The sequence below is a fragment of the Corynebacterium sp. HMSC075D04 genome (assembly GCF_001815635.1).
Classification (GTDB): domain Bacteria; phylum Actinomycetota; class Actinomycetes; order Mycobacteriales; family Mycobacteriaceae; genus Corynebacterium; species Corynebacterium coyleae.
In genome coordinates this window covers 1-21,222 of sequence record NZ_KV821289.1, presented here as the reverse complement: position 1 = coordinate 21,222, position 21,222 = coordinate 1, and the positions used below count along the sequence as shown (strand labels likewise).

General features: G+C 57.3%; 20 protein-coding genes and 7 tRNA genes. 6 read left to right on the top strand and 21 right to left on the bottom strand.

Features of this window, described 5'->3' with window-relative positions:
- Positions 1–11: 11 nt before the first annotated feature.
- From ruvA to HMPREF3048_RS00800, 13 genes are all read right to left on the bottom strand, one after another.
- Positions 12–626, bottom strand: coding sequence for a Holliday junction branch migration protein RuvA (gene ruvA / locus HMPREF3048_RS00860; protein WP_070770965.1), 615 nt, complete (start codon positions 624–626; stop codon positions 12–14).
- Positions 623–1,174: a crossover junction endodeoxyribonuclease RuvC gene (gene ruvC, locus HMPREF3048_RS00855; RefSeq protein WP_070451330.1), complete on the bottom strand. Its 552-nt coding sequence runs from the start codon at positions 1,172–1,174 to the stop codon at positions 623–625. The genes ruvA and ruvC overlap by 4 nt, the downstream gene beginning before the upstream one ends.
- Positions 1,175–1,268: 94 nt before the next feature.
- Positions 1,269–2,021 carry a YebC/PmpR family DNA-binding transcriptional regulator gene (locus HMPREF3048_RS00850; protein WP_070423069.1) on the bottom strand — a complete coding sequence of 251 codons (753 nt, stop codon included), beginning with the start codon at positions 2,019–2,021 and terminating at the stop codon, positions 1,269–1,271.
- Between the two features lie 70 nt (positions 2,022–2,091).
- Positions 2,092–2,559: a LemA family protein gene (locus tag HMPREF3048_RS00845; RefSeq protein ID WP_141758814.1), complete on the bottom strand. Its 468-nt coding sequence runs from the start codon at positions 2,557–2,559 to the stop codon at positions 2,092–2,094.
- The gene (locus HMPREF3048_RS00840) at positions 2,556–3,635 is read right to left on the bottom strand and encodes a glycosyltransferase family 4 protein (protein WP_070770964.1); all 1,080 of its coding nucleotides are present in this window, start codon (positions 3,633–3,635) and stop codon (positions 2,556–2,558) included. The genes HMPREF3048_RS00845 and HMPREF3048_RS00840 overlap by 4 nt, the downstream gene beginning before the upstream one ends.
- Positions 3,636–3,638: 3 nt before the next feature.
- Complete coding sequence (locus HMPREF3048_RS00835) at positions 3,639–4,577, bottom strand: phosphatidylinositol mannoside acyltransferase (protein ID WP_070770963.1); 939 nt, start codon at positions 4,575–4,577, stop codon at positions 3,639–3,641.
- Complete coding sequence (gene pgsA, locus HMPREF3048_RS00830) at positions 4,578–5,213, bottom strand: phosphatidylinositol phosphate synthase (RefSeq protein ID WP_070570439.1); 636 nt, start codon at positions 5,211–5,213, stop codon at positions 4,578–4,580.
- Positions 5,206–5,862, bottom strand: coding sequence for an ATP adenylyltransferase (locus HMPREF3048_RS00825; protein WP_083292064.1), 657 nt, complete (start codon positions 5,860–5,862; stop codon positions 5,206–5,208). Before HMPREF3048_RS00825 ends, pgsA begins: the two co-directional genes overlap by 8 nt.
- Positions 5,774–7,831, bottom strand: a complete 2,058-nt coding sequence (gene thrS / locus HMPREF3048_RS00820; RefSeq protein WP_070770962.1) for a threonine--tRNA ligase — start codon at positions 7,829–7,831, stop codon at positions 5,774–5,776. The genes HMPREF3048_RS00825 and thrS overlap by 89 nt, the downstream gene beginning before the upstream one ends.
- A gap of 110 nt (positions 7,832–7,941) precedes the next feature.
- Positions 7,942–9,177 carry a Dyp-type peroxidase gene (locus tag HMPREF3048_RS00815; protein WP_070770961.1) on the bottom strand — a complete coding sequence of 412 codons (1,236 nt, stop codon included), beginning with the start codon at positions 9,175–9,177 and terminating at the stop codon, positions 7,942–7,944.
- Between the two features lie 14 nt (positions 9,178–9,191).
- Positions 9,192–9,848: a copper chaperone PCu(A)C gene (locus HMPREF3048_RS00810; protein ID WP_070484859.1), complete on the bottom strand. Its 657-nt coding sequence runs from the start codon at positions 9,846–9,848 to the stop codon at positions 9,192–9,194.
- A gap of 9 nt (positions 9,849–9,857) precedes the next feature.
- Complete coding sequence (locus HMPREF3048_RS00805) at positions 9,858–10,457, bottom strand: copper resistance CopC family protein (protein WP_070770960.1); 600 nt, start codon at positions 10,455–10,457, stop codon at positions 9,858–9,860.
- 184 nt (positions 10,458–10,641) lie between these two features.
- A tRNA-Val gene (locus HMPREF3048_RS00800) sits at positions 10,642–10,713 on the bottom strand.
- A gap of 246 nt (positions 10,714–10,959) precedes the next feature.
- Here HMPREF3048_RS00800 and HMPREF3048_RS00795 point away from each other — a divergent pair.
- The 6 genes from HMPREF3048_RS00795 (at position 10,960) to HMPREF3048_RS00770 (ending at position 11,550) form a co-directional block, all read left to right on the top strand.
- A tRNA-Gly gene (locus tag HMPREF3048_RS00795) sits at positions 10,960–11,035 on the top strand.
- Between the two features lie 19 nt (positions 11,036–11,054).
- Positions 11,055–11,126, top strand: a tRNA-Val gene (locus HMPREF3048_RS00790).
- A 35-nt stretch (positions 11,127–11,161) separates the two neighbouring features.
- Positions 11,162–11,237 (top strand) — tRNA-Gly (locus tag HMPREF3048_RS00785).
- Between the two features lie 40 nt (positions 11,238–11,277).
- Positions 11,278–11,351: transfer RNA gene (locus HMPREF3048_RS00780), tRNA-Cys, on the top strand.
- Between the two features lie 16 nt (positions 11,352–11,367).
- Positions 11,368–11,439 (top strand) — tRNA-Val (locus HMPREF3048_RS00775).
- Between the two features lie 35 nt (positions 11,440–11,474).
- A tRNA-Gly gene (locus HMPREF3048_RS00770) sits at positions 11,475–11,550 on the top strand.
- A 149-nt stretch (positions 11,551–11,699) separates the two neighbouring features.
- Here the strand turns inward: HMPREF3048_RS00770 and HMPREF3048_RS00765 are convergent.
- From HMPREF3048_RS00765 to HMPREF3048_RS12375, 8 genes are all read right to left on the bottom strand, one after another.
- Positions 11,700–13,091, bottom strand: a complete 1,392-nt coding sequence (locus tag HMPREF3048_RS00765) for an ABC transporter ATP-binding protein (RefSeq protein WP_070770959.1) — start codon at positions 13,089–13,091, stop codon at positions 11,700–11,702.
- Positions 13,088–13,774: an energy-coupling factor transporter transmembrane component T family protein gene (locus HMPREF3048_RS00760; protein ID WP_070451588.1), complete on the bottom strand. Its 687-nt coding sequence runs from the start codon at positions 13,772–13,774 to the stop codon at positions 13,088–13,090. Before HMPREF3048_RS00760 ends, HMPREF3048_RS00765 begins: the two co-directional genes overlap by 4 nt.
- A complete protein-coding gene (locus tag HMPREF3048_RS00755) occupies positions 13,767–14,363 on the bottom strand; it encodes an MptD family putative ECF transporter S component (RefSeq protein ID WP_070770958.1) in 597 nt (198 codons plus the stop codon). Before HMPREF3048_RS00755 ends, HMPREF3048_RS00760 begins: the two co-directional genes overlap by 8 nt.
- A gap of 36 nt (positions 14,364–14,399) precedes the next feature.
- Complete coding sequence (locus HMPREF3048_RS00750; RefSeq protein ID WP_070485010.1) at positions 14,400–16,148, bottom strand: ABC transporter ATP-binding protein; 1,749 nt, start codon at positions 16,146–16,148, stop codon at positions 14,400–14,402.
- A complete protein-coding gene (locus HMPREF3048_RS00745) occupies positions 16,145–17,932 on the bottom strand; it encodes an ABC transporter ATP-binding protein (RefSeq protein ID WP_070451308.1) in 1,788 nt (595 codons plus the stop codon). The genes HMPREF3048_RS00750 and HMPREF3048_RS00745 overlap by 4 nt, the downstream gene beginning before the upstream one ends.
- 85 nt (positions 17,933–18,017) lie before the next feature.
- Complete coding sequence (locus HMPREF3048_RS00740; RefSeq protein ID WP_070770957.1) at positions 18,018–19,595, bottom strand: recombinase family protein; 1,578 nt, start codon at positions 19,593–19,595, stop codon at positions 18,018–18,020.
- A complete protein-coding gene (locus tag HMPREF3048_RS00735; protein ID WP_256380733.1) occupies positions 19,592–20,629 on the bottom strand; it encodes a recombinase family protein in 1,038 nt (345 codons plus the stop codon). Before HMPREF3048_RS00735 ends, HMPREF3048_RS00740 begins: the two co-directional genes overlap by 4 nt.
- A 259-nt stretch (positions 20,630–20,888) precedes the next feature.
- The coding region (locus HMPREF3048_RS12375) for a hypothetical protein (protein WP_210398405.1) at positions 20,889–21,222 on the bottom strand (334 nt) is incomplete at its 5' end.

Sequence of the window (21,222 nt, the reverse complement as noted above, 5' to 3'; positions counted from 1 at the left end):
TGCGCTTTAGCCTACTTCTTGCCTAAATGCGTCAGCGCTTGACGCAACAACGCAGAAGCGTCAAGATCCGGCTGGTCTGTTGTCAGCTGATCTACGACCGACTGTGCCGTACGCTCTGGGAATCCGAGTCCGACCAGCGCTTCCACAACCTGTTCCGAGGCGTAAGTGGTGGCTGGCTTTGCTGCTGTACCAGCCCCCACACCGTTTGGTGACTGCGCCGGCAACATCGCTTCAACTTTGTCCTTGAGCTCGAGGATCATGCGCTCGGCCATTTTCTTGCCCACGCCGGGGATCGTTTGAACCTTCTTCGCGTCACCGTTTGCAATATGCGTCGAAAGCTCGCCAGGCTCAAAAACAGACAACGCGGCAATAGCCAACTTCGGCCCCAAGCCAGTCACGGTCTGCAACTTATGGAACATCTCGCGCGATTCATTGTCGCCAAAGCCATACAAGGTGACGCCGTCGTCTTTGACCACCATCGAGGTCATCACTCGACGCGTTTCACCACGCACAAGACCGCCAAGCGTTTGCGGTGTAGCAAGAAACCTATAGCCCACCCCAGAACACTCAATGACCGCATGGTCGAGACCAATAGTGAGCACCTCACCGTTGAGAGAATCAATCATTGCACTGCCGCCTTCGTATTGGGGTGTTGAAGTTGTTGGAGATGTTGCGTTCGAGCGATAAGTGGCGCGCGCCAGCAGTGACAGACTGCAATGGCCAGCGCATCAGCAGCATCTGCTGGTTTCGGCGCCTCACTCAAACCAAGAATGCGCGTGACCATAGTGGTCATTTGCTTCTTGTCCGCACGCCCGTTGCCAGATATTGCTTTCTTTACCTCTGAAGGGGTGTACATGTGCACCGGGATGTCACGCTCCGCAGCGGCTAAGACCATGACACCGACAGCGTGCGCTGTGTGCATCACCGTGGAGACGTTGCCACGTTCAAAGATACGTTCCATAGCAACAACATCGGGCTGGTAATCATCCATCCACTCGCCCACCGCCCGAGAGATTCTGAGCAGGCGCTCCGCAAGCTCCGCGGTTGAGGGAGTTCGCACGACGCCAACTGCTACGGGAATGATCTGGCGGCCACGACCTGCCTGCACAACAGACAAGCCACAACGCGTCAGACCGGGATCAATTCCCATCACCCGTAGTCCTTCGAGGTTCACGCAACCACTCCTTCGCTCATGACACATATGTTCTACCACAACGTGCGAAAAAGGCGCGCCTCTCAAAGAGGGCGCGCCGGTTCACGACGAAGTGTTAAGCGTCGAGCTGCGCTGCAACCTCGTCCGAGATCGTCATATTGGTGTAGACATTCTGGACGTCGTCGGAATCTTCCAACGCGTCGATCAGGCGCATCATCTTCTGTGCGCCCTCGAGATCCAGATCGACCTGAACGTCGGCACGGAATTCCTGGCCAGCATCTTCAATCTCGATGCTTTCACCGATCAGCGCCTCACGCACTGCAGGCAGGTCAGTCGGCTTGCAGGTAATTTCGAACTCCTCACCGAGGTCGTTGACTTCCTCAGCGCCAGCGTCGAGCACTGCCATCAGCACGTCATCTTCGGAGAGGTCACCCTTCTTGATCGTGACCACACCGGTGCGCTCAAACATGTAACCGACAGAGCCGGACTCGCCCAGGTTGCCACCGTTCTTGGTCATGGCGGTACGTACCTCGGTTGCGGCACGGTTGCGGTTGTCGGTCAAGCACTCAATCAACACAGCAACACCGTTGTTGCCGTAGCCCTCGTACATGACAGTTTCCCAGTCGGATCCGCCGGCTTCCTCGCCGGAGCCACGCTTGCGAGCGCGCTCGATATTGTCGTTGGGGACCGAGGCCTTCTTCGCCTTGCGGATCATGTCATCGAGGGTCGGGTTAGCAGCGGGGTCACCGCCGCCTGTGCGGGCGGCGACCTCGATATCCTTGATCATCTTCGCCCAGAGCTTGGAACGCTTTGCATCGTTCGCCGCTTTTTTGTGCTTGGTCGTTGCCCACTTTGAGTGGCCTGCCATCGAGCACCCCTTCATTCCTCTGTTGACGGTTAACAGAGCGCAAGTATACGCCAGCTGCACAAATACGCTGTTACTGGCCGTCGGTGGCAAACTGCGGCACTACCGCAGTACCGCCAAGACGGAAAAACCGCACCATAGGTCGCAACTGCAGCGCCAACGTATCCGCAACCGCATCGTTATAGAACCGCCGGGCGAGTTCTACTCGGGTATGTGCATCACGGAGTTCAGCCGGTACGTCGCCACCGCTTTGCGACGACTCCCTGACCACCTGCATCAGATCCCCCTCAGCGCCAAGACGCAGCCGAAGATCCTTCGAGCTGAACCGAAGCGCCTCCGTTTCGTGAGCCTGCTGCGCGAGCTCGGGAAACAGCGCCGCAACTACAGCGCAGCGGCAATCAAGAGCAGCCTGCAGCGCATCACGGGACCTATCCAAACGAATATGCAATCGGTGAAGTCGCTGCGCAGTGTGAAACGCCCAGACAGCCACGATGACAACGAAGATCAGCGCGACGACGAGAAGCACGATACCAAATGTCATCGCTCAATCCTCACCTTCTCGTTGTAGGAAACAGCCTCATACACAGCGCAAATACGGTTCGCCACCACTGACCAATCGAATTCCGTGGCGCGACGTACGCCTCGGTTAATCAAGTCGTTGCGGTAAGTGGCGTCGTCGATAAGCAGCTGCAACTGCTGCGCCAAAGCATCGGGATCCCCCGGCGGGAAGAATGCCGCAGCGTCAGAGCCAACGGCGGCAAAAGCAGGGATATCGCTGGCTACCACGGCACACCCCGCCGCCATTGCTTCGACCAGAATGATGCCAAACGACTCGCCGCCGAGGTTCGGGGCAACAAAAATGTCGGCGCGGCCGAGAATCTCGACCTTTTCATCCTCCGTAACCTTCCCAGCGAAACGCACCCCGTCCATTTCGCGTGCAGCACCTCCGCCCATCACCGTCACCTGAGGAAGGCGCGGAAGACGCTCCAGTGCAGCCAAAAACACATCGAGGCCTTTACGTGGCTCGTCGAGTCGCCCAAGGAACACAACCTCCACGTCTGAAGAGTCATTGCGCACACCACGAGCCCGCGCGAAGCGTCGCGTGTCAACTCCGTTCGGAATGATCACAGGGTCAGTGCCAATCTGTTCTGCCTGCCACTGCCATGCCAACTCGCTCACTGCGATTCCGGCACGAATCTTCTCCAACTTCGCACGCAACGCAGGCAGCGCTACTTTCAGCGCGTAGGAGCTCTCCGCAGAGGTGTGATAGGTAGCCACGATCGGACCCGCGGCTATTCGGTTCGCAACCATGGCGTAGCCCGGCGAATTTGGCTCGTGGATATGCAGCACGTCGAAATCGCCGAGTTCGATGAATCGCCTGGTCGTCCTCACTACTCGCGGGCCAAACGACAAGCGCGCCACAGAACCGTTGTAAGGAATCGGAACCGCTGGCCCGCCCCGAGTTACCCACTCGGGCAACGGTGTATCGGCAGATGCAGGGCCGAGGACTTCACTGTGATGTCCCATTTCCCGCAACCGCTCCGCCAAGTCAAGGACATGCGCTTGAACCCCACCAGGTTCATCAAAAGAATAGGAGCAGACTAGCCCAACCCGCATCGGCTAGGTCTCCCTTGAGATGTCTGAACGGTTGTCGAGCGCCCAGCGCCTCCCGCGAACCGGGACATCGACAGGCCACAACGGCTGCAGCATGTGCCAATCCTGCGGGTGGTGGGCAATCGCGACAGCGAACTCGTCTGCAATTGCCTGCACCGTTCGCTCAAGCGTGGTTACTTTCAGCGCAGGTGCAACGCTCATCCCCCAGCGAGGATCCGTCTGCGAACCTGCAAACCACGTATGCACTGTGTGAAGGCTCGCGCCTGTCTCCAATGCCAACTTTGCTGGCCCTACAGGAAAAGTCGTATCCTCGCCGAAAAATGTCACTGGCACGCCTCGACGCCCAAGGTCGCGCTCGCCCATCAAACACACGATGCCCCCGCCTTGGAGGACCTCTTTGAGCCTTGCATAGGGAGGAGTTTTCTCCCCGGTGAGGGCAAGTACTTCGAAACCCAGGCTTTCGCGATACTCCACGAACGCATCAAACAGCTTCTCAGGCCTGAGCCGCTCAGCAACCGTTGTAAACGTTCCATAGTGCTTTGCAAGCCACATTCCCGCCATATCCCAATTCCCGGAATGCGGCAGAGTCAGTACGACCCCGTTGCCAGCATCGATCGACTCCTGCAAATACTCCCTACCAACCAGACCTGCAGTGAGTCGCTCATCCAAGTTTGGATCATCCGCAATGCGAGGCAGTTGGAAAGCTTCGAGCCAATATCTTGCGTAGGAACGCATGCTGTCACGCACCAGCTCCTTGGTGACGTTTTCTGCACCGACGACGCGTGTGAGATTGCGGCGCAGCATGTCCATTCCGGCGCCGTCGTTTGATACCCAATCCGCACCAGCAGCAGCTAACGGACGCGTGAGGCACTCCGGAAGCGCCCCGACGATCTTCCACCCGGCGATGTAACCCGCCGAAGACACACGCTTTCCAATGCCGCTCATCTACGCCCCTGCTGGTGGCGCCATCTTCGCGTTCGCCTGATCGTCTCGCGCGGCGAAGACCAGCCGCTGCACCACGGTAAACAACGACCCTGCTAACAGAATCCAAATTGACACCACGACAGCGTTGGGCACCCCAAACCCCTCGAGCGCTAGCCCGCCCAAAGCAAGGATCAAACGCTCTGGCCGTTCAATGAGGCCGCCGACGACGCTGATGCCGCCGGCTTCAGCGCGCGCCTTGATGTAGCTGATCGCCTGCGAGAGGACCAACACAGCTAGGCAGGCTGCAACATGGGCCGCAGACAAGTCCGCAACGTAGACCATCCACATAGCGATCGACCCAAAAAGGGCGCCGTCCGTGAGACGGTCACAACTGGCGTCTAGTGTTGCGCCGAAAGCCGTCCCACCACCACGTAATCGCGCCATGGTGCCGTCCACCATGTCACACGCTGCAAAAATCGTGCTCAACACCGCTGCCCACACGAGATGATCCGTCGGGATGAGAACCATCATCGCCAGCATCGTGGCAATCGTGCCGGCAAGAGTGATCATGTTCGGCGTGACGCCGGCTTTCAACAAGCCCTTCGCCACCGGTTCCACGACAACAGCTGCCGGTTTACGCCCATGCACACTAAGCATCGTGGCTTCTCCCCTCGCCCTGTTCGACCTCGCGCCACCCCTGCGCCAGCAGCTCGCGAGTCTCCTGCAGGAGCTGCGGCAGAACCTTGGTTCCGGAAAGCACAGTCATAAAATTCGAGTCACCGGACCAGCGCGGAACCACATGCAGATGCAGGTGATCTCCAACCGACCCTCCGGACGCTTTGCCCAGGTTCAAGCCGACGTTAATTGCCTCTGGGCTCGACACGTGCTTCAGCGTCTTTACCGCATGCTTGGCAAACGCCATCAGTTCGGTTGTTTCTTCGTCGTCAAGCGCCTCAAGCTCCGCGACCTTGCGATACGGCACAACCATGAGATGTCCGGCGTTGTACGGATACAGGTTCAACACCGCGTATACACGCGTGCCACGGGCAATAATCAATCCGTCTTCGTCGCTGAGTTTCGGTATCTCTAGAAACGGGTCATTGCTTTTCGACGATCTCGGCGCCGACGCAATGTAACTCGACCGGTAGGGCGCCCACAGACGTACAAGACGGTCAGGAGCCCCTACACCGGTATCGATGTAGGGGTCCTCGCCATGATTACTGCCGCTGGGCTGCAACGTTTGCCTCACTCGGCTGATCGTTACGTTTCGCCGCGATCCAGTCCGCGATGATCTCCACTGCCTCATCGACATTCACGCCGTTGATCTGCGTGCCATCAAGGAAGCGGAAGCTCACAGCGTTGGCATCAACGTCACGCTCACCCGCAAGCAGCATGAACGGGATCTTGTTCGTGGTGTGCGTACGGATCTTCTTCTGCATGCGGTCGTCCGAGTGGTCAACCTCTGCACGAATACCGCGCTCGCGCAGCTTTGCGACGACCCCATCAAGGTGGTCGGCAAACGCATCAGCAACCGGAATACCCACAACCTGGTGTGGCGCCAGCCATGCCGGGAACGCACCCGCGTAGTGCTCGAGCAGCACGCCGAAGAAACGCTCGATCGAGCCGAAGAGTGCACGGTGGATCATCACCGGACGCTTCTTCGAACCGTCAGAGGCGGTGTAGGTCAGGTCAAAGCGCTCAGGAAGGTTGAAGTCCAACTGGACGGTCGACATCTGCCAGGTGCGACCGATGGCGTCGCGTGCCTGCACCGAAATCTTCGGGCCATAGAAAGCGGCGCCGGCAGGGTCCGGAACCAGCTCAAGGCCAGACTTCTTCGCCACCGACTCGAGAATGCTCGTGGAACGCTCCCAGATGTCGTCGTCGCCAATGTATTTCTTCGGGTCCTTCGTGGACAGTTCGAGGTAGAAGTCATCCAGACCGTAGTCCTGCAGCAGCGAGATGATGAACTCCAGAACGCTGGTGAGCTCTTCTTCCAGCTGCTCCTCAGTGCAGTAGATGTGAGCATCATCCTGGGTAAAGCCACGAGCACGAGTCAGACCGTGCACCACACCAGACTTTTCGTAGCGGTACACCGTGCCGAACTCGAACAAACGCAGCGGAAGTTCGCGGTAGGAACGACCACGAGAGTCGAAGATCAGGTTGTGCATCGGGCAGTTCATCGGCTTGGCGTAGTAGTCCACCGGCTGCTTAGTCACGTTGCCGTCAGCGTCAACCTCACCGTCGAGCTTCATCGGCGGGAACATGCCGTCCGCGTACCAATCCAGGTGACCAGACTTCTTGAAAAGGTCACCCTTGGTCACGTGCGGGGTGTTGACGAAGGAGTAGCCGGCTGCCACGTGACGCTCACGCGAGTGCTGCTCCATGGTCATACGCACGATGCCACCGTCCGGGTGGAATACCGGAAGACCAGAACCGACCTCGTCTGGGAAGGAGAACAAATCCAGCTCATTGCCAAGACGGCGGTGATCGCGCTTCTCAGCCTCCTCGAGCATGGTCATGTACTCGTCGAGCTTTTCCTTCGACTCCCACGCAGTGCCGTAGACACGCTGCAGACCAGCATTGTCCTGGTCGCCTCGCCAGTAGGCAGCGGACGAACGGGTCAGTTCGAATGCCGGGATGTACTTCGTCGTTGGCACGTGCGGGCCACGGCACAGGTCATGCCACTCCACCTCGCCCGTGCGGGGATTGACGTTGTCGTAGTGGGTCAGCTCGCCTGCACCGATTTCAGTAGCTTCGTCAGAATCTGGGTCGACGTTGCCCTTGTCGTTGATCAGTTCGAGCTTGTACGGCTCATCCTTGAGATCCTCGGCTGCTTCCTCCACGGATGCGTAGACACCGCGGACAAACTTCTGGCCTTGCTTGATGATCTTCTTCATACGCCGTTCAAGCGTTTTCAGATCTTCAGGCGTAAACGGCTCGGCGACATCAAAGTCGTAGTAAAAGCCGTCTTCAATCGCAGGGCCAATGCCCAGCTTGGTTCCCGGGAACTCCGCCTGAACAGCCTGTGCAAGTACGTGCGCACAGGAGTGGCGGATAACCGAGCGACCAAGCTCAGTGTTTGCCGGGACAGGAGTGAACGTGGCGGTTTGCTCCGGCACGTGGGAAAGATCTTTGAGTTCGCCCTCTGCATCCAAGACGCAAACGACGGCGTCGTCGCCCTTGTTTGGCAAGTTCAACTCCCGCATCGCTGCACCCACGGCGGTGCCTGCGGGGACCTCGAACGTTGCAAACTCGACTACTGCTTCGTTTGACATAGGTGTCGTGCGCTCCTTTGCGCGTCATTGGGCTGCGTCATACCTGGACGCAACCCCATCGTGCTGTTCACTGTCCCGACGGCGCAGACGCACGCCGGTCGATAGGGATTCTACCCCCGAGTGCCGGAAAGTACGGCTTCGCCCCAGTACGTATCACCGGAGTTACCACTACCCGGCTCCACAGTGCCCGGTGGCACCCAGTACACCGCGGAACCAATGTGAGTCGTCCATTCGTTAAGGCGATCCATCTCCAGCAGGCGGCGAAGCACCGGCGTGAACTGGATATCCGGGTCCTTCTGGAAAGTCAGAAAGACCAAGCCTGCATTTGAGAGACCTTTCGAGTTCGGGTCCGGCGGAAGGTTGTAGTTGTACGGTCTGCGTAAGAAACGCTGCTCCGGATGGTCCTTCGGCGGCATTGCTCGCGCCATGTGCGAGTTCCTGTCAATGACGGGCAGACCGTATTCATCAATTGCATCGAGATCTGGTTTGTCGAATTCGCTGTCGCCAGTGAGCGGGGCACCGTCGCTCAACCTGCGGCCGACAGACTCCTCGCGTGAAGCCCGGTCGAGCCGCTCCCAATCGTCGAGATCCATCGCGATCCGGCGCACTACCAGTGAGGAAGAGCCATCCTCGTGAAACACCTGCTCCGCGAATTCATCGTCCGAATGTGGGTTGACGGTTCCATCGACTTGACCGAAGAGGTTGCGCGGGGTTTGGCCTTTCGGAATATTGCCGTAGGCGTTCATGAACCCTTGCTGCACCCACGCAGTTTTTACGTAGTCCATCCCTGCGCGGGTCATGTGGCGCATTACCCATGCACACACCATCGGGTCATCCGAGCAGATCTGGAGAACGATATCGGTTTGTCCCCACTCTGGGACGAGCTTTTCTCGCGGCATCGGCTCAATGTCGTGCAGCCACGCCGGCTTACTTTTGGGGGCGGCGACGTCAAAGATTCGCTCGCCCAAGCCGCATGTGATTGTGAGGTTTGCTGGCCTGTCTACCATTTCTGGCTCAAGGCTTGACAAAGGGTTGCGGCCGGAGACGAGCTCTCGCGCATCTTCCGTCCACAACCGCATTAGACGGCGGATTCCATCGGCCTCCACGCCGTCTTTGAGGTTGAACCCAACGAGGTTGAGATTCGCTTGTGTAGTCGTTTGGATGCCTGCCTGATGAGCGCCATCGAATGCGATAGTTGATTCGGTAAGTGCCCGTGATGCAGTTTCGCGATCATCCTCACCGCTACACGCAACGAGCGCCATGCTTGACGACGCAACCCCCGCCACCCCAGCCGCACCGGCCAGAAACACCCGGCGGGAAACTCCGCCACGCTGTGGCTCAACCATTGAATTCGCTCCTCCTAGTGCTTGTGCTCAGCGGTTTCGCTGTGCTCGGCGTGTTCGCCATGCGCTGCATCGTCGCCGTGCTTGTGCTGGCTGTGGTCCATGACCTGGCCATCCTCGCCGTAGTCCTCATCGCCCGGCAGCATGGTACGGACGGCTACTTCCGGAATGTCAATCGTGGTGCCACCCTCAGTCAGCAACGTGACGTCAACGGTGTCTCCAGCAGGAATCTCGTCCGGGTAGCCCATCACCATGAAGTGGTCACCGCCTGGCTTCAGCTCGTAAGTGCCACCGGCCGGAATGACGATGCCCCCCTCCTTCTCCTGCATGACGCCATCCACAACCTCGTGGATTTCGTACATGGCTTCACCCAGCGAGGTAGTGAAGCCAATCACGTGGATGTCTTCATCCGTGCCATTTTTCAAGGTGCCAAAGATCGCCGTCATATCACTGCCATTTTCTGCGTCCTTGGCAGCCTTTGCACGCACAGTGCCATCGACGAGTTCAACGTCCGAGGTGGCGGCAGCATCCGTGGCAGTCTCACTTGCCGACGTTGCAGCGGACGAGGTAGCTGTGTCGGTTGCCGCCTCATTGGAGTCGCTAGAGCAGGCGGTCAGCGCCGGGGTCAAAGCGAAAGCAGCGACAACTGCCGTGGCCATCAAACGATTCTTCATCATGTTTCCTTACTGCGCGCCTTTGCGCACGTCATCAGTTATGGTCTTGCTCTTCTTCGAACGATTCGTCACGGCCAACAACGCGATGACCGCAAGCACGATGGCGCCAAGGGCAAGCAGCCAGAGAGCAGAAAAGCTTGAGTTTTCATTCGTTTCTGCAGCGTTACTCACGGTCGAATCCTGTTGCGATTCCGAGCCGGCGCCATCTGGCTGATAGCTAAACGAGGTCATGCCCTTAGTTGCGTGCCCGTCAGACGACACGATTTGGAAGCCAACTTTGTAGTCTCCGGCCTCCGGCTGAAGATCTGACGGAAGATCGAGTGTGACGTTTCGGCCCTCAATTACCGGTTCGCCGGTGAACAGCACATCCGTGCTTCCATCCTCCGTACGTGAGATGGCGACGGTATTGAAACCTTCCTTGGGCTCGCCAGAAAACTCCAGCTCGATCCGCTCAGGAAAGTCCTGCACCACAGACTTGTTTTCGGGATTGGATCCGATAACAACGTCATGCGCAACCGCGGGAGCCGAGGTAACCAGAGCAGTTGCCAACGCCGCGGCAGCAATACCACCCACTCGTGCAACTTGCCTGCAATGTGCAGGTTTGGGCATTTCGTCTCCTTGTTCAAACTATTGAGTGCGTAATTTTCACACTCGAAATAAGTAGTCGCCTAAAACGGCCGAATAGTTCCCACACTGGCACAAAACCCCCAATATTGGCAGCTAGGAATCGCAGACCCCAGCCTGACTGCCTGAAGAAAAAGAAAAACCGTCAGTTTCCTGACGGTTTGCGTTGTGGTCCTAGCTGGGATCGAACCAGCGACCTTTCCGGTGTGAACGGAACGCTCTTCCACTGAGCCATAGGACCGAACGAATTGCTAGATTACACGGATGGAGCGCCACGGACGAATCCGCAGGCCACAACCACTTTCCCCCAAGAGAGCCTTCCCCTGCCTAGTTTGACACCTTGAATCGCGTGCGGCTCCCGAGAATTACATCGCTGAAACCTCATTAACCAACCCGCGCCAAGTGCCGTGAACTGCCGATTTGGATACAAGCGGTGAATGAGGATAAGGTTTGTTCTCGCAATCAGCGCGGTAAGCGCGGAGAGCATGCGGATGTAGCGCAGTTGGTAGCGCATCACCTTGCCAAGGTGAGGGTCGCGAGTTCGAGTCTCGTCATCCGCTCCAGTTCCATCAAGGAACGTGGGCGCGATTAGCTCAGCGGTAGAGCACTACCTCGACACGGTAGGGGTCACTGGTTCGATCCCAGTATCGCGCACAGAGGGTTTCCCCCTCGTCAACTGAATACAAGATGCGGATGTAGCGCAGTTGGTAGCGCATCACCTTGCCAAGGTGAGGGTCGCGAGTTCGAGTCTCGTCATCCGCTCCAAGTACTTCGGAGTTCCCGAATACTTTGGAGGTAACTCCACGGTGGATTGGTCGAGTGGTTAGGCAACGGTCTGCAAAACCGTGTACACGGGTTCGATTCCCGTATCCACCTCCAAGCTGTCACCAGCCAAGCGCGATTAGCTCAGCGGTAGAGCACTACCTCGACACGGTAGGGGTCACTGGTTCGATCCCAGTATCGCGCACAGAGGGTTTCCCCCTCGTCAACTGAATACAAGATGCGGATGTAGCGCAGTTGGTAGCGCATCACCTTGCCAAGGTGAGGGTCGCGAGTTCGAGTCTCGTCATCCGCTCCACTATGACGTTAAAAATGATAAAACGGCGTTTGCGTTAGCGCGTATCGCTTAGGGGGGTGCGAAAAATCGCCTGCGTTAGCGAGTGTATAGCGCGTTAGCTCTTACCTGCAGAAGCGCTTTCCTCTCTTTCGGCTGAGCGGGCGTTTGCGTTAGCAGGCGTTGATTTGGTCGAGGCGGACGCTATGGTCGGCGACCTCGGTCACAAGTTCGGCATCGTGGGTGATGACAATGACGACGGCACCAGTGTCAGCGAGTTTACGCATTACTCGGGAAATCGCGACCAGGTGCTTGTAGCCAACACCGGATGTGGGCTCGTCGAAGATATAAACTTTCTTGTTCGTAGCAAGCGCTGTAGCAATAACCAGGCGTTGGCGTTGCCCGCCAGAAAGTGCTTGGGGATGATCAGTCTCGTGGTCGGCAAGGTCGAGTTCTTCAAGGATCGCGTGGGCATCGATGTGTTGCTTTTCGGCTTTGGTCGTGCCGAGCGTGACTTCGTCGATGACGGTATCTGAGAACAACTGTCGGGTAGGGTCTTGCATCACAAGGTAGGCGTCGCGGCTGGTGAATTTTTGTCCGCCGAGTGTGATGGATGCATGTTTGGCTTTTTCTAGTCCGCAAACAATGCGTGCCAGAGTTGATTTCCCTGAACCGCACGGGCCAAGGAGTGCCGTGATTTTCCCTGCCGGAAACAACACGTGGTTAATATTGAGGACTGTGTTTCCGTGGCGGTAGGCAAAGGCGAGGTTGTCGATCGTGAGCCCTTCACCTTCTGGTTCGGGCAGGCTCGGCATGGATACGGGCACTAGGGATCGCAGTCCAAGCTGTTTGCGCTCCTCATCCGAGGTAGCGTAGAACTCTTCGCCGGTTGCGGTGAGGGCGATCTTGCCTTTGTCGAAGCAGTAAACGCGGTCGACGATCCCAGCAAGGAAACTCAGCCGGTGTTCAGCAATGATGATGGTGTGTCCATCGGCTTTGAGCCTGGCGATGAGTGTGGCGAGTTGGTCGATAACGTCAGCGGACAAGTTCGCGGTTGGCTCGTCAAAGACGATCAGCGACGTGTTGTTGCACATGGCGACGGCGCAGGCCACGCGCTGCATCTGTCCGCCTGATAGTTGTGTGACGCGGGATTCCAACATGTCGACGATACCTAACTCGGCTGCAACCTCGTCAATGCGGGCACAGATCTCCTGCGGGTCGCGGCCGAGATTTTCTGGACCGAAGGCGAGTTCTTGGCGCACGTGAGTGGTGTAGAACTGGGTGCGCGGGTTTTGAAACACTGTCGAACAGTGGTGGGCAAGCTCTGATAGATCTACTCGTGCCACGTCAATGTCGTCGACTGTGACGCTTCCGGTAAGGTCGCCGTCGTGAAAGTGTGGGATGAGCCCGTTAAACAGCCGCAACGCGGTGGTTTTCCCTGACCCTGACGCGCCACACAGCAAGGTGACGGTTCCAGGTGTGATGGTGATGGTTGCGTCGTTGATTGAGGGGTGGTCTGCTCCTCGATAGGTGAATGTGACCCCAGTTGCTTGGGCTATTGTCATAGGACGATTCTCCATATCGCGAAGCCGATAACGACGAGCAGAATAACTGCGTCGACCACCCGGAATTTCACGACCGTGACTGAGGTGGGCTTTGCGGTTCCGCCCAGTCCGCGCACGAGGGCGGCCGATGCCAGTTCGTCCCCGCTGCGTACCACGGTCGATAGCAGCGGGATTGTGAAGTACTGGGCTGCACGCAGGGAAAGCGCGGACATGCCGCGTAGTTTCATGGCATCTGAGATCGCTTTAACCTCGTGGCCGATCACGGGCAGCACACGTAAGGCAACCGAGATTGGGATCGTGAAACAGGTCGGGATCCGTGAGCTGGCGAGTGCTTTTTGCAAGGTGGCGGGTCGGATTACGCCGATCGCATAGGCTCCCATTCCTGCGCTGACACTGAATCGCCACATCCACTGCAAAAACAGCACGAGGAACGCGCTGGCCGTTGATTTCCAGACCAGGGGTATCACATAAACGAGTGTGCCGAGGACCGCAAACGTGGCGAGGTAGCCTGCTACCCAGCTCGGGCGCACGAGCGTGTTGGGGTTGATCGCAGCGCTCGCCAGCATCACGGCGGCGAATCCGCCCAGAGTACACACGAACCACGGCGAGTAGGCGCTGTAGATCGTGGTGGAGACGATGACGAGCGCTGCGATAATCGTGCGCGGGTCGGGAAGTTTAGACAAGACCGGCCCGTTCAAAGTGCTTACGCGCCACCCGGGTTCCTAACAGACCAGCAAGCCAGCCCACGATGAGCATCACAACGAAGAAGCTCAACAGAGTCGGGATAGTGACTACCTGGGCCATCTTCGCGGCATACTCGGCACCCATTTGTTCGGCGATCTGCGACATATATGCATCTTGGTTCATAAATAGCGGTATCCACGGTGACACGTAGATCGGCAGGATAAACAATGCATATGCCAGTGGAACGCGAACTTTCACGCTCTTCGGCCCCTTGGTGATCACCAAGTCAGCGAGCAGGCCGAATACAGCGGCCACCGCGACGCCGCCCACCCAGTGGCCGGTCACGAAAAAGAGGATTTCGATGATAATCAGCATGATTGTCAACGCCCCCATCTTCGGAGTGCGTGCTGTGAACAGCGCAAAGACGATGCCGTTAACGAGGATAGAAAGCAAGAAACCGGCATACATGGCGGCGGGGATGAACCCGAGCATTCCGAATGCAAACACGATGACGAACATCAAGGCGGTGAAGACGCCAATGTTGATGAAGTCGCGCGCGTTGAGGCGCGAGGATGTGGGTGTGGACATAGTTTTTCCTTTCATGATTGTGAACAGTGCTGTGTTTTAGACGAGTTGCCATCCGGCGGCGTTGATGCGTTCTTGCCAGAAATCGCGGTATTGACCTGGCTGGTTGACCAGCTCGTCGTGGCACCCGCGCTGGGCGATACGCCCACCGTGGGAGAGCACAATGATTTGGTCAGCTGACCGAATGGTTTCCAGTTTGTGGGCGATGACAATCAGTGTGGAGTGTTTGCGTAGCTCATTCATCGCCGCAACAATGTTGGCTTCATTTTCCGCGTCCAACGCGCTGGTGGCCTCATCGAACAGCACAATCGGAGCTTTCTTCACCAAGGCGCGAGCGATGGACACTCGTTGGCGTTCCCCACCTGACAGTGCACGCCCGCCAGCACCCGCCAATGAATTCCAGCCGTCTGGGAGGCGGTTGACGATTTCCGTCACGCCCGACAGGTCAGCGGCCCACCTGATTTCTTCATCGGTGGCTTCTGGGTTGCCAAGGCGAATGTTGGCTTCGAGAGTATCGTTGAATAAGTAGACGTCTTGGAAGACGAGAGACACCTGGCGCATCAGGTCTTCGATGGTCTGCTCGCGCACGTCCACTCCGCCAACGCGCACGCTGCCGGACTGCACATCCCAGAAACGTGCAACCAACCGGGCGATCGTCGTCTTCCCGCACCCAGATGGACCAACCAGGGCACACATGCCGCCTTGCGGGACATGGAAGGAAATATCACAAAGAACCGGGGTGTCCGGATCGTAGCTGAAGGTGACGTCCTCGAAACGAACATCACCAGGGGCGTTTATCGGTGTGGAGGCATCGGGTTCGGACAGTTCGGGGGCATCCATGACCTTGTCGACGTGGTTCATCTGCTGGCGGCGTTCTTCCAGCCCGGTCATGCAGCCGCCGATGTCTTGGAGCATGGTGGTGAACCGCAGGCACATGCCGATTGTGACCACGGCGTTCAGCGCATTCATTTGCCCGCCGAGGGCGAGTTGGGCGGTCAGCCAGATCATCACCACAATGAGCGCTTGGACGAACATTCCATTAATCAGGTTCGCTAATGTTTCGATCCACAATGCTTTGCGACCCTTGCGGTCAGCCTGTTTGAATGCCCGATCAAGGGCCGGGTAGTCGTCGGCGACATGGCAGGAGCGCAGCGCGCCTTGGCAGGTGGCGAATTCGACCATGCGAGCCGCCAACTCTGACTCGGCTGGTTCGGAAACCTGCTTACCTTTATCAAGAAGCACGCGGGAGATATGGAGGAAGGCGAGCATGATCGGGAAGGCGATCGTCAAGGTCAGTCCCAGTCGCCAATCCCAGAACCAGGTTCCCACAGTGATCACCAGCACGGCTGAGAGTTTTTGGACGAGGGAGAAAATGAAATGTGCCGCCGACTCGCCCAAGTTCATCATTTCCTGGGTGACCATGCGCGACAGCCGTCCAGAGCTACCCGAATCGAACACTCCCAACGGTAGGCGGGCTACCTTGTTGCCGACCGCTTGGTGGACGTCGTGAATGAATCCGAGCGCGCCGATATAGCCGGTGCGCATGCCATAAAACTCCGTGCCCACGCCCAGCATCGCGATCACCGCCAAGGCGATGAGCCAGCCCGAAAACGACAGCCCCCACACCGGCATTCCGGTTGCTAGGGCACTTGCGGCGGGAAGCAGAGTCAGCAGGGCAAAGCCGTGACACAGTCCTGAGACCGCACCCCACGCTTGACCAACCGAAAGGTCTCGCCACGAGGCGGGTTCCATCAAACGCTTAAAGCGTGGCAGCAATAGTTGATTCATCGTGTCATCTCCTCGCATGCACCTTGGGTAAGAAGTGCCTGATAGTGCGCATTACCCAACAGCTCATCGTGTTTACCGACCACAGCAATGCGCCCGCGTTCCATGACGACGATTTGGTCTGCCCCTCTGATCGAGGCCAGTCGGTGGGCGATCACAATCACGGTTCTGCCTTTGGCAAGAGTCGAGAGAGCTTGTTGGATTTTCGATTCCGATTCCGGGTCCGCCATCGCCGTCGCCTCGTCCAGCACCAACACTGGGGCATCAACCATGAGCGCCCGGGCGATTGCGATACGGGCTGCCTGGCCGCCCGAAACGTGGGTGTCCTCGCCCAACACGGTGTCGTAACCATCTGGCAGGCTCATGATGAACTCGTCGATCTGCGCTGCCCGCGCCGCCTGCCGCACCTGATCCAAGGTTGCGTCTGGCGCGCCCAGGGAAATGTTGTTGTGGATGGTGTCACGAATAAGCTGTGCATCTTGCAGGACGAATGCAACCGTCGAATACAACACATCCTGGGAAATGCTCTTTAGATCAACCCCGCCAATAGTGATCGTGCCAGCGTCCGGGTCATCGAAGCGGGCAATCAAACTCGCCAACGTCGACTTCCCCGCACCCGACGGGCCAACCAGCGCGGTCACCGTGCCTGCCGGAATGCTCAGGCTCACCTCGTCTAATGCCTGGGTGTCATCATAGGCATACGACACACCCCGAATCTCAATATCATGACCCTTTGGTGTCTGTGGCGCATCGGGCTGACTCAACGCCGGTAGCTCCATGACGTTCACCAGCCTCACTGCCGCAGACCCTGCGAGCTGGTAAGACCAGGCGATTGTCGCGACTGTCATCAATGCGCCCGGCAACACCAAGGCAATCAACGTCGTCGCTATCACCTCGTAGATGCTCACCCAACCGGCGTTCATCATCAACGCGCCACCGCCAAGGTTCACGATCAACAACACCGGGATCGACACCCACGAAAATGAGGCGACCGACATCGACACCAGCGGCATACACCACGCCCGGTAGAACTTAGAAAACTCGTTAGCTGCATCTAAATAGGCTTTATGTGCTTGGCCAACCTTGCCGAACGCTTTCACCACTGAGATACCGGCAACGAACTCGGCCATCGTTGCCGAAACCTGAGCGAGCTTGGTATCCATTTGCGCGGTCTTCTCATTCATCCCACGCATCGACATGCCATACATGCCCACATAAATCGGAATCGTCGCAATCGACAGCAACGCGAGTCGCCAATCCACCACAAACGCATACATCAACAAGGCGAGCGGGGATACGATCGCGTTCAGTTTCTCGATCGGCCCGTGCGCGATCACTGTGTGCACCGTGGCCGTATCATCCTGAATGGTCTTGCGGATCTTCCCCTCACCCTCGCGGGTAAACCACGACAGCGGAGCAGTCGACATTCGGGCGGCAATTTGCCGGCGCATCTGGTTACGCAACGACAGGTCAATAAAATGCGTCACGCCCAATGCAACAAAATATAAGGTCAACCGGGTCATGTATGCACTGACGAGGAGTATGACGATCCAGTTCACTCGCGCCGGGTCCACCTGGTCTTGCATAAGTTCTCTGCCAAGCTCCACCAGAGCCACATACGGGGCAATAGCCAACACCCCGGAGGCGAACGCTAAGACCTGCGCGACGAACAGTTTGCCTTTCACCGGCTGCGATAACTGACGAATCGCGTTCTGGCCAGCGACAGATTTTTCCTTCGCCGACCCATACTCACCTTCAACAACCTGATCCATTGCACTATCGTCCATGCAAACACCATCCTTATTAAGTAAGGCTAACCTTATCTGGTTTCTGGGAGATGTACCTAACCGTGCACGAAAACCGATACGAGCATCACCCTTTCAAGGCCATACTCACCTGTTCACCGGTGCGGAATACGAATCGGATCGTATCCTCGTCTACGATGGCGTGGTCGATGAGTGCGCTCCACTGGGCGGGGCGGAACTCGCTCACAGGTTCGCCTGCCAGATTGTCTAGGGCTGTGGTGACGGCGGCGTGCTTGGCGGTGTTCGCTCTAATATCTGCCTCTAGGCTTGTTTTGCGTGCGAGTGTCTTACGGTAGGCAGTATCGAGCTCTGTGTACTTGTTTTGGTAGGCGTCTTGGTCGAGCGCGCGTTGCTGGTTTTCGGCTATCAGTGCTTCGATCTGCTCAGTGAGTTCCACGATTTTTGTTTGGCAGGCGGCGGCTTGTTCTTCCATACGGCTCGTATCAAGCATGGAGTCAAAGATTTGCAGTAGGTGGCTTTGCCGTGGCTGGCGGGCGATCAGTTGGTTGAGTGCTTGGACGAAAGCATTCTTGATATGTTCGTCTTTCACGGTCGCAGTACTGCAAGGGTGCTCGCCTGCGTATTTGTGGTTGCATTGCCAAACTGTGTACTTATATTTCGTGTTCGACGCCCACGTTTTACGCCCATACCACGACCCACACTGCGCACACTTGAGCCTGGTGGAGAATAAGCCGACCTTGGCTGAGGATATGTTGCCGTGTCGGGTAGTGAGCTCGTATTGCACCTGATCCCAGATGCGCGGAGCAATAATCGGCTCGTGATTGCCTGTTACGTAGTATTGGGGTACTTCGCCTTCGTTGACCTTCATCTTTTTAGTAAGGAAATCGGTGGTGAACGTCTTTTGCAGCAGGGCATCGCCCTTGTATTTTTCATTCGACAAGATCGAGCGCACTGTCGACGTTGACCACACTTCTTTCCCGCGCGGGGTGAGGATCTTGCGGGCAGCGAGTTCGGTTTTGATCTCACTGATAGCCATCCCGTCAAGGAAAAGCTGGTAGATCAGCCTGACGGTTGGTGCCTGGGTTTCATCGATGACGAGACTGCCGTCCTCGCCTTTCTTGTATCCGAGCAGGGATTTGTAGGGCACCATGACTTTTCCATCGGCGAAACGTTTCCTGTGTCCCCAGGTGACGTTTTCGGAGATAGAGCGGGATTCTTCCTGGGCCAGGCTGGACATGATCGTGATGAGTAATTCGCCTTTGGCGTCGAAGGTGTAAATGTTTTCCTTTTCGAAGTAGACCTCGACGCCTGCGTCTTTGAGCTTGCGCACGGTGGTCAAGGAGTCGACGGTGTTGCGTGCGAACCGGGAGACGCTTTTGGTGAGGATCAGGTCGATTTTGCCTGCCAGGGCGTCATCGATCATGGTTTGGAATCCCTCACGGCGCTTCATAGAGGTGCCAGAGATACCTTCGTCGGCGTACATGCCCGCGAACTGCCAATCATTACGGGAGCGAATGTAGGTGGTGTAGTAGTCGATTTGCGCCTCATATGATGAGGTTTGTTCTTCCATCTCGGTAGAGACTCGCGCGTAGGCGGCGACCCTTCTGCGTGCCGGTACACCAGATAGGGGTGTGACAGTTCCGGGTTTCTTTGTTGCGGGTATCGCTGTGACGGTGCGGTTCATGTCAGCCTCCCTTCACTGGTTAAGCCCACTGGCGTCATGGTTCCATCCGCGAGGTGGAATGTGAGCTGGTGCGGGAAGGCTTCAATCATCACGATCTGCTCGCCAACCTGGACAGGGTCGAAACTTTGGGTGCCGAGCATGTCTGCGCAGGCGTGTTCGAGGAGTGTTTCGCGCAGGTTGTGCCCCCTACAGGGGTTGCCGTTCCCGGTGCAGGCACTCCAGCACCGCCAGAACTTATACGAGGTTCCAGACTTGTAGGTGCGGGTTTTGCGTTGATAGTTCTTCCCGCACGCGCCGCAGCAGATCCGTCCAATGAATACGCCCGTGTTCTTTGACGGGGTTGCAGCCGGACCAATCTCGCGCCGATAGGCAATTTCTGCTTGCACCGCGTCAAACGCAGACTTATCGATGATGGGTGGGAGGGCTTGCTCAACCCAGTATCGCGGCAGCTCCCCGTCGTTGAGGGCACATGTGGGTGCTTGGATCGCAGGGCGGTACATTTTCTGTAGCATTTGGCAGCCCTTGTAGCGCTCGTTTTCGAGCATGCGACGAAACACTGACCCGTAGAACCGTCCTCCACCGCGCGAACGTACACCTTGACCATTGAGGATCGCGGCTGTCTTTTCCGGGCTGATCCCATCGAGATAATTGGCAAACAGTAGGCGCACTATCTTGGCTTCTTCGTCGATGATGGTGAACTGGCCGTCTGCCCATTGGTATCCAAAGACAACGAAGGAATTCGTGCCTCCGTTCTTGTATCGGTTCCGGATCGCCCATTTGACGTTCTGGGACAGGGAACGTGATTCTTCTTGAGCAAACGACGCCAACAAGGTCAACAGCAGTTCTCCGTCAGCGCTGAGGGTGTCGATGCGTTCGCGTTCGAAGCGCACAGCCACGCCAAGGTCTTTGAGCTCACGAACCGTAGCGAGAAGGTCGACAGTGTTGCGGGCCAGGCGTGAGATTGATTTACACAACACAATATCGACACCCCGCCCCTGGCTGCGTCCATCAGGTCGGCCAGGCCTTGCCGGGATTTCGTTGACGTGCCAGTAATACCCTCATCGGTGAACACGCCCGCATAGGCCCATCCGGGCGTGGATTGGATCAGGCGCGAATAATAACGAAACCTGCGCCGACAATGACGCTAATTGCTCCGCACCGTTGGTCGAGACCCTAGCGTATGCTGCTACGTTGACCAGTTTCGGGGCAAGCGGCCGAACTGGTGTCACCACACTAACTTGTGCCACGTTTTCTCCTTTCGTGTTAGGTCTATACACGCTCTAAACCAGGTGTTTATCCAGTCGTTTCGCCCACAATCTGTGGTTGATAGATCGGGCTCCACGCCTGGAACAACAATCGATAGACACGCCGATACTCTGCGGGGGTTAGCACTCCTCGACCTGCCAGAATGCTCAACGTGTGAGCGTCAGTAATGAAGGCGAGTTCTCGGACGAATACCTCGGGTCTTGTCATCTGATCGACCGTGGTGGCGAGCGTGTTCATGAGCGCCCACCTCGGGTGCCAAAGCGAGCACGCACATAACAGGCGTGACAGCAATACTTTTGACCTGGCTTGTCCACGATCACGAAGCGGTTGTTGCGCGGTCGTATCTAGTAACACCGTGGTG

Bases quoted from the DNA above. Each gene is read 5' to 3' on its own strand.
- HMPREF3048_RS00755 (WP_070770958.1), bottom strand. From the start codon at position 14,363: ATGTCCACACCCACATCCTCGCGCCTCAACGCGCGCGACTTCATCAAC.
- HMPREF3048_RS00845 (WP_141758814.1), bottom strand. From the start codon at position 2,559: ATGACATTTGGTATCGTGCTTCTCGTCGTCGCGCTGATCTTCGTTGTC.
- HMPREF3048_RS00805 (WP_070770960.1), bottom strand. From the start codon at position 10,457: ATGCCCAAACCTGCACATTGCAGGCAAGTTGCACGAGTGGGTGGTATT.
- HMPREF3048_RS00815 (WP_070770961.1), bottom strand. From the start codon at position 9,177: ATGGTTGAGCCACAGCGTGGCGGAGTTTCCCGCCGGGTGTTTCTGGCC.
- HMPREF3048_RS00765 (WP_070770959.1), bottom strand. From the start codon at position 13,091: ATGACAATAGCCCAAGCAACTGGGGTCACATTCACCTATCGAGGAGCA.
- pgsA (WP_070570439.1), bottom strand. From the start codon at position 5,213: ATGCTTAGTGTGCATGGGCGTAAACCGGCAGCTGTTGTCGTGGAACCG.
- HMPREF3048_RS00810 (WP_070484859.1), bottom strand. From the start codon at position 9,848: ATGAAGAATCGTTTGATGGCCACGGCAGTTGTCGCTGCTTTCGCTTTG.
- HMPREF3048_RS00850 (WP_070423069.1), bottom strand. From the start codon at position 2,021: ATGGCAGGCCACTCAAAGTGGGCAACGACCAAGCACAAAAAAGCGGCG.
- thrS (WP_070770962.1), bottom strand. From the start codon at position 7,831: ATGTCAAACGAAGCAGTAGTCGAGTTTGCAACGTTCGAGGTCCCCGCA.
- HMPREF3048_RS00750 (WP_070485010.1), bottom strand. From the start codon at position 16,148: ATGAATCAACTATTGCTGCCACGCTTTAAGCGTTTGATGGAACCCGCC.
- HMPREF3048_RS00840 (WP_070770964.1), bottom strand. From the start codon at position 3,635: ATGCGGGTTGGGCTAGTCTGCTCCTATTCTTTTGATGAACCTGGTGGG.
- HMPREF3048_RS00745 (WP_070451308.1), bottom strand. From the start codon at position 17,932: ATGGACGATAGTGCAATGGATCAGGTTGTTGAAGGTGAGTATGGGTCG.
- HMPREF3048_RS00740 (WP_070770957.1), bottom strand. From the start codon at position 19,595: ATGAACCGCACCGTCACAGCGATACCCGCAACAAAGAAACCCGGAACT.
- ruvA (WP_070770965.1), bottom strand. From the start codon at position 626: ATGATTGATTCTCTCAACGGTGAGGTGCTCACTATTGGTCTCGACCAT.
- HMPREF3048_RS00825 (WP_083292064.1), bottom strand. From the start codon at position 5,862: ATGAGGCAGTGGAGATCATCGCGGACTGGATCGCGGCGAAACGTAACG.
- HMPREF3048_RS00835 (WP_070770963.1), bottom strand. From the start codon at position 4,577: ATGAGCGGCATTGGAAAGCGTGTGTCTTCGGCGGGTTACATCGCCGGG.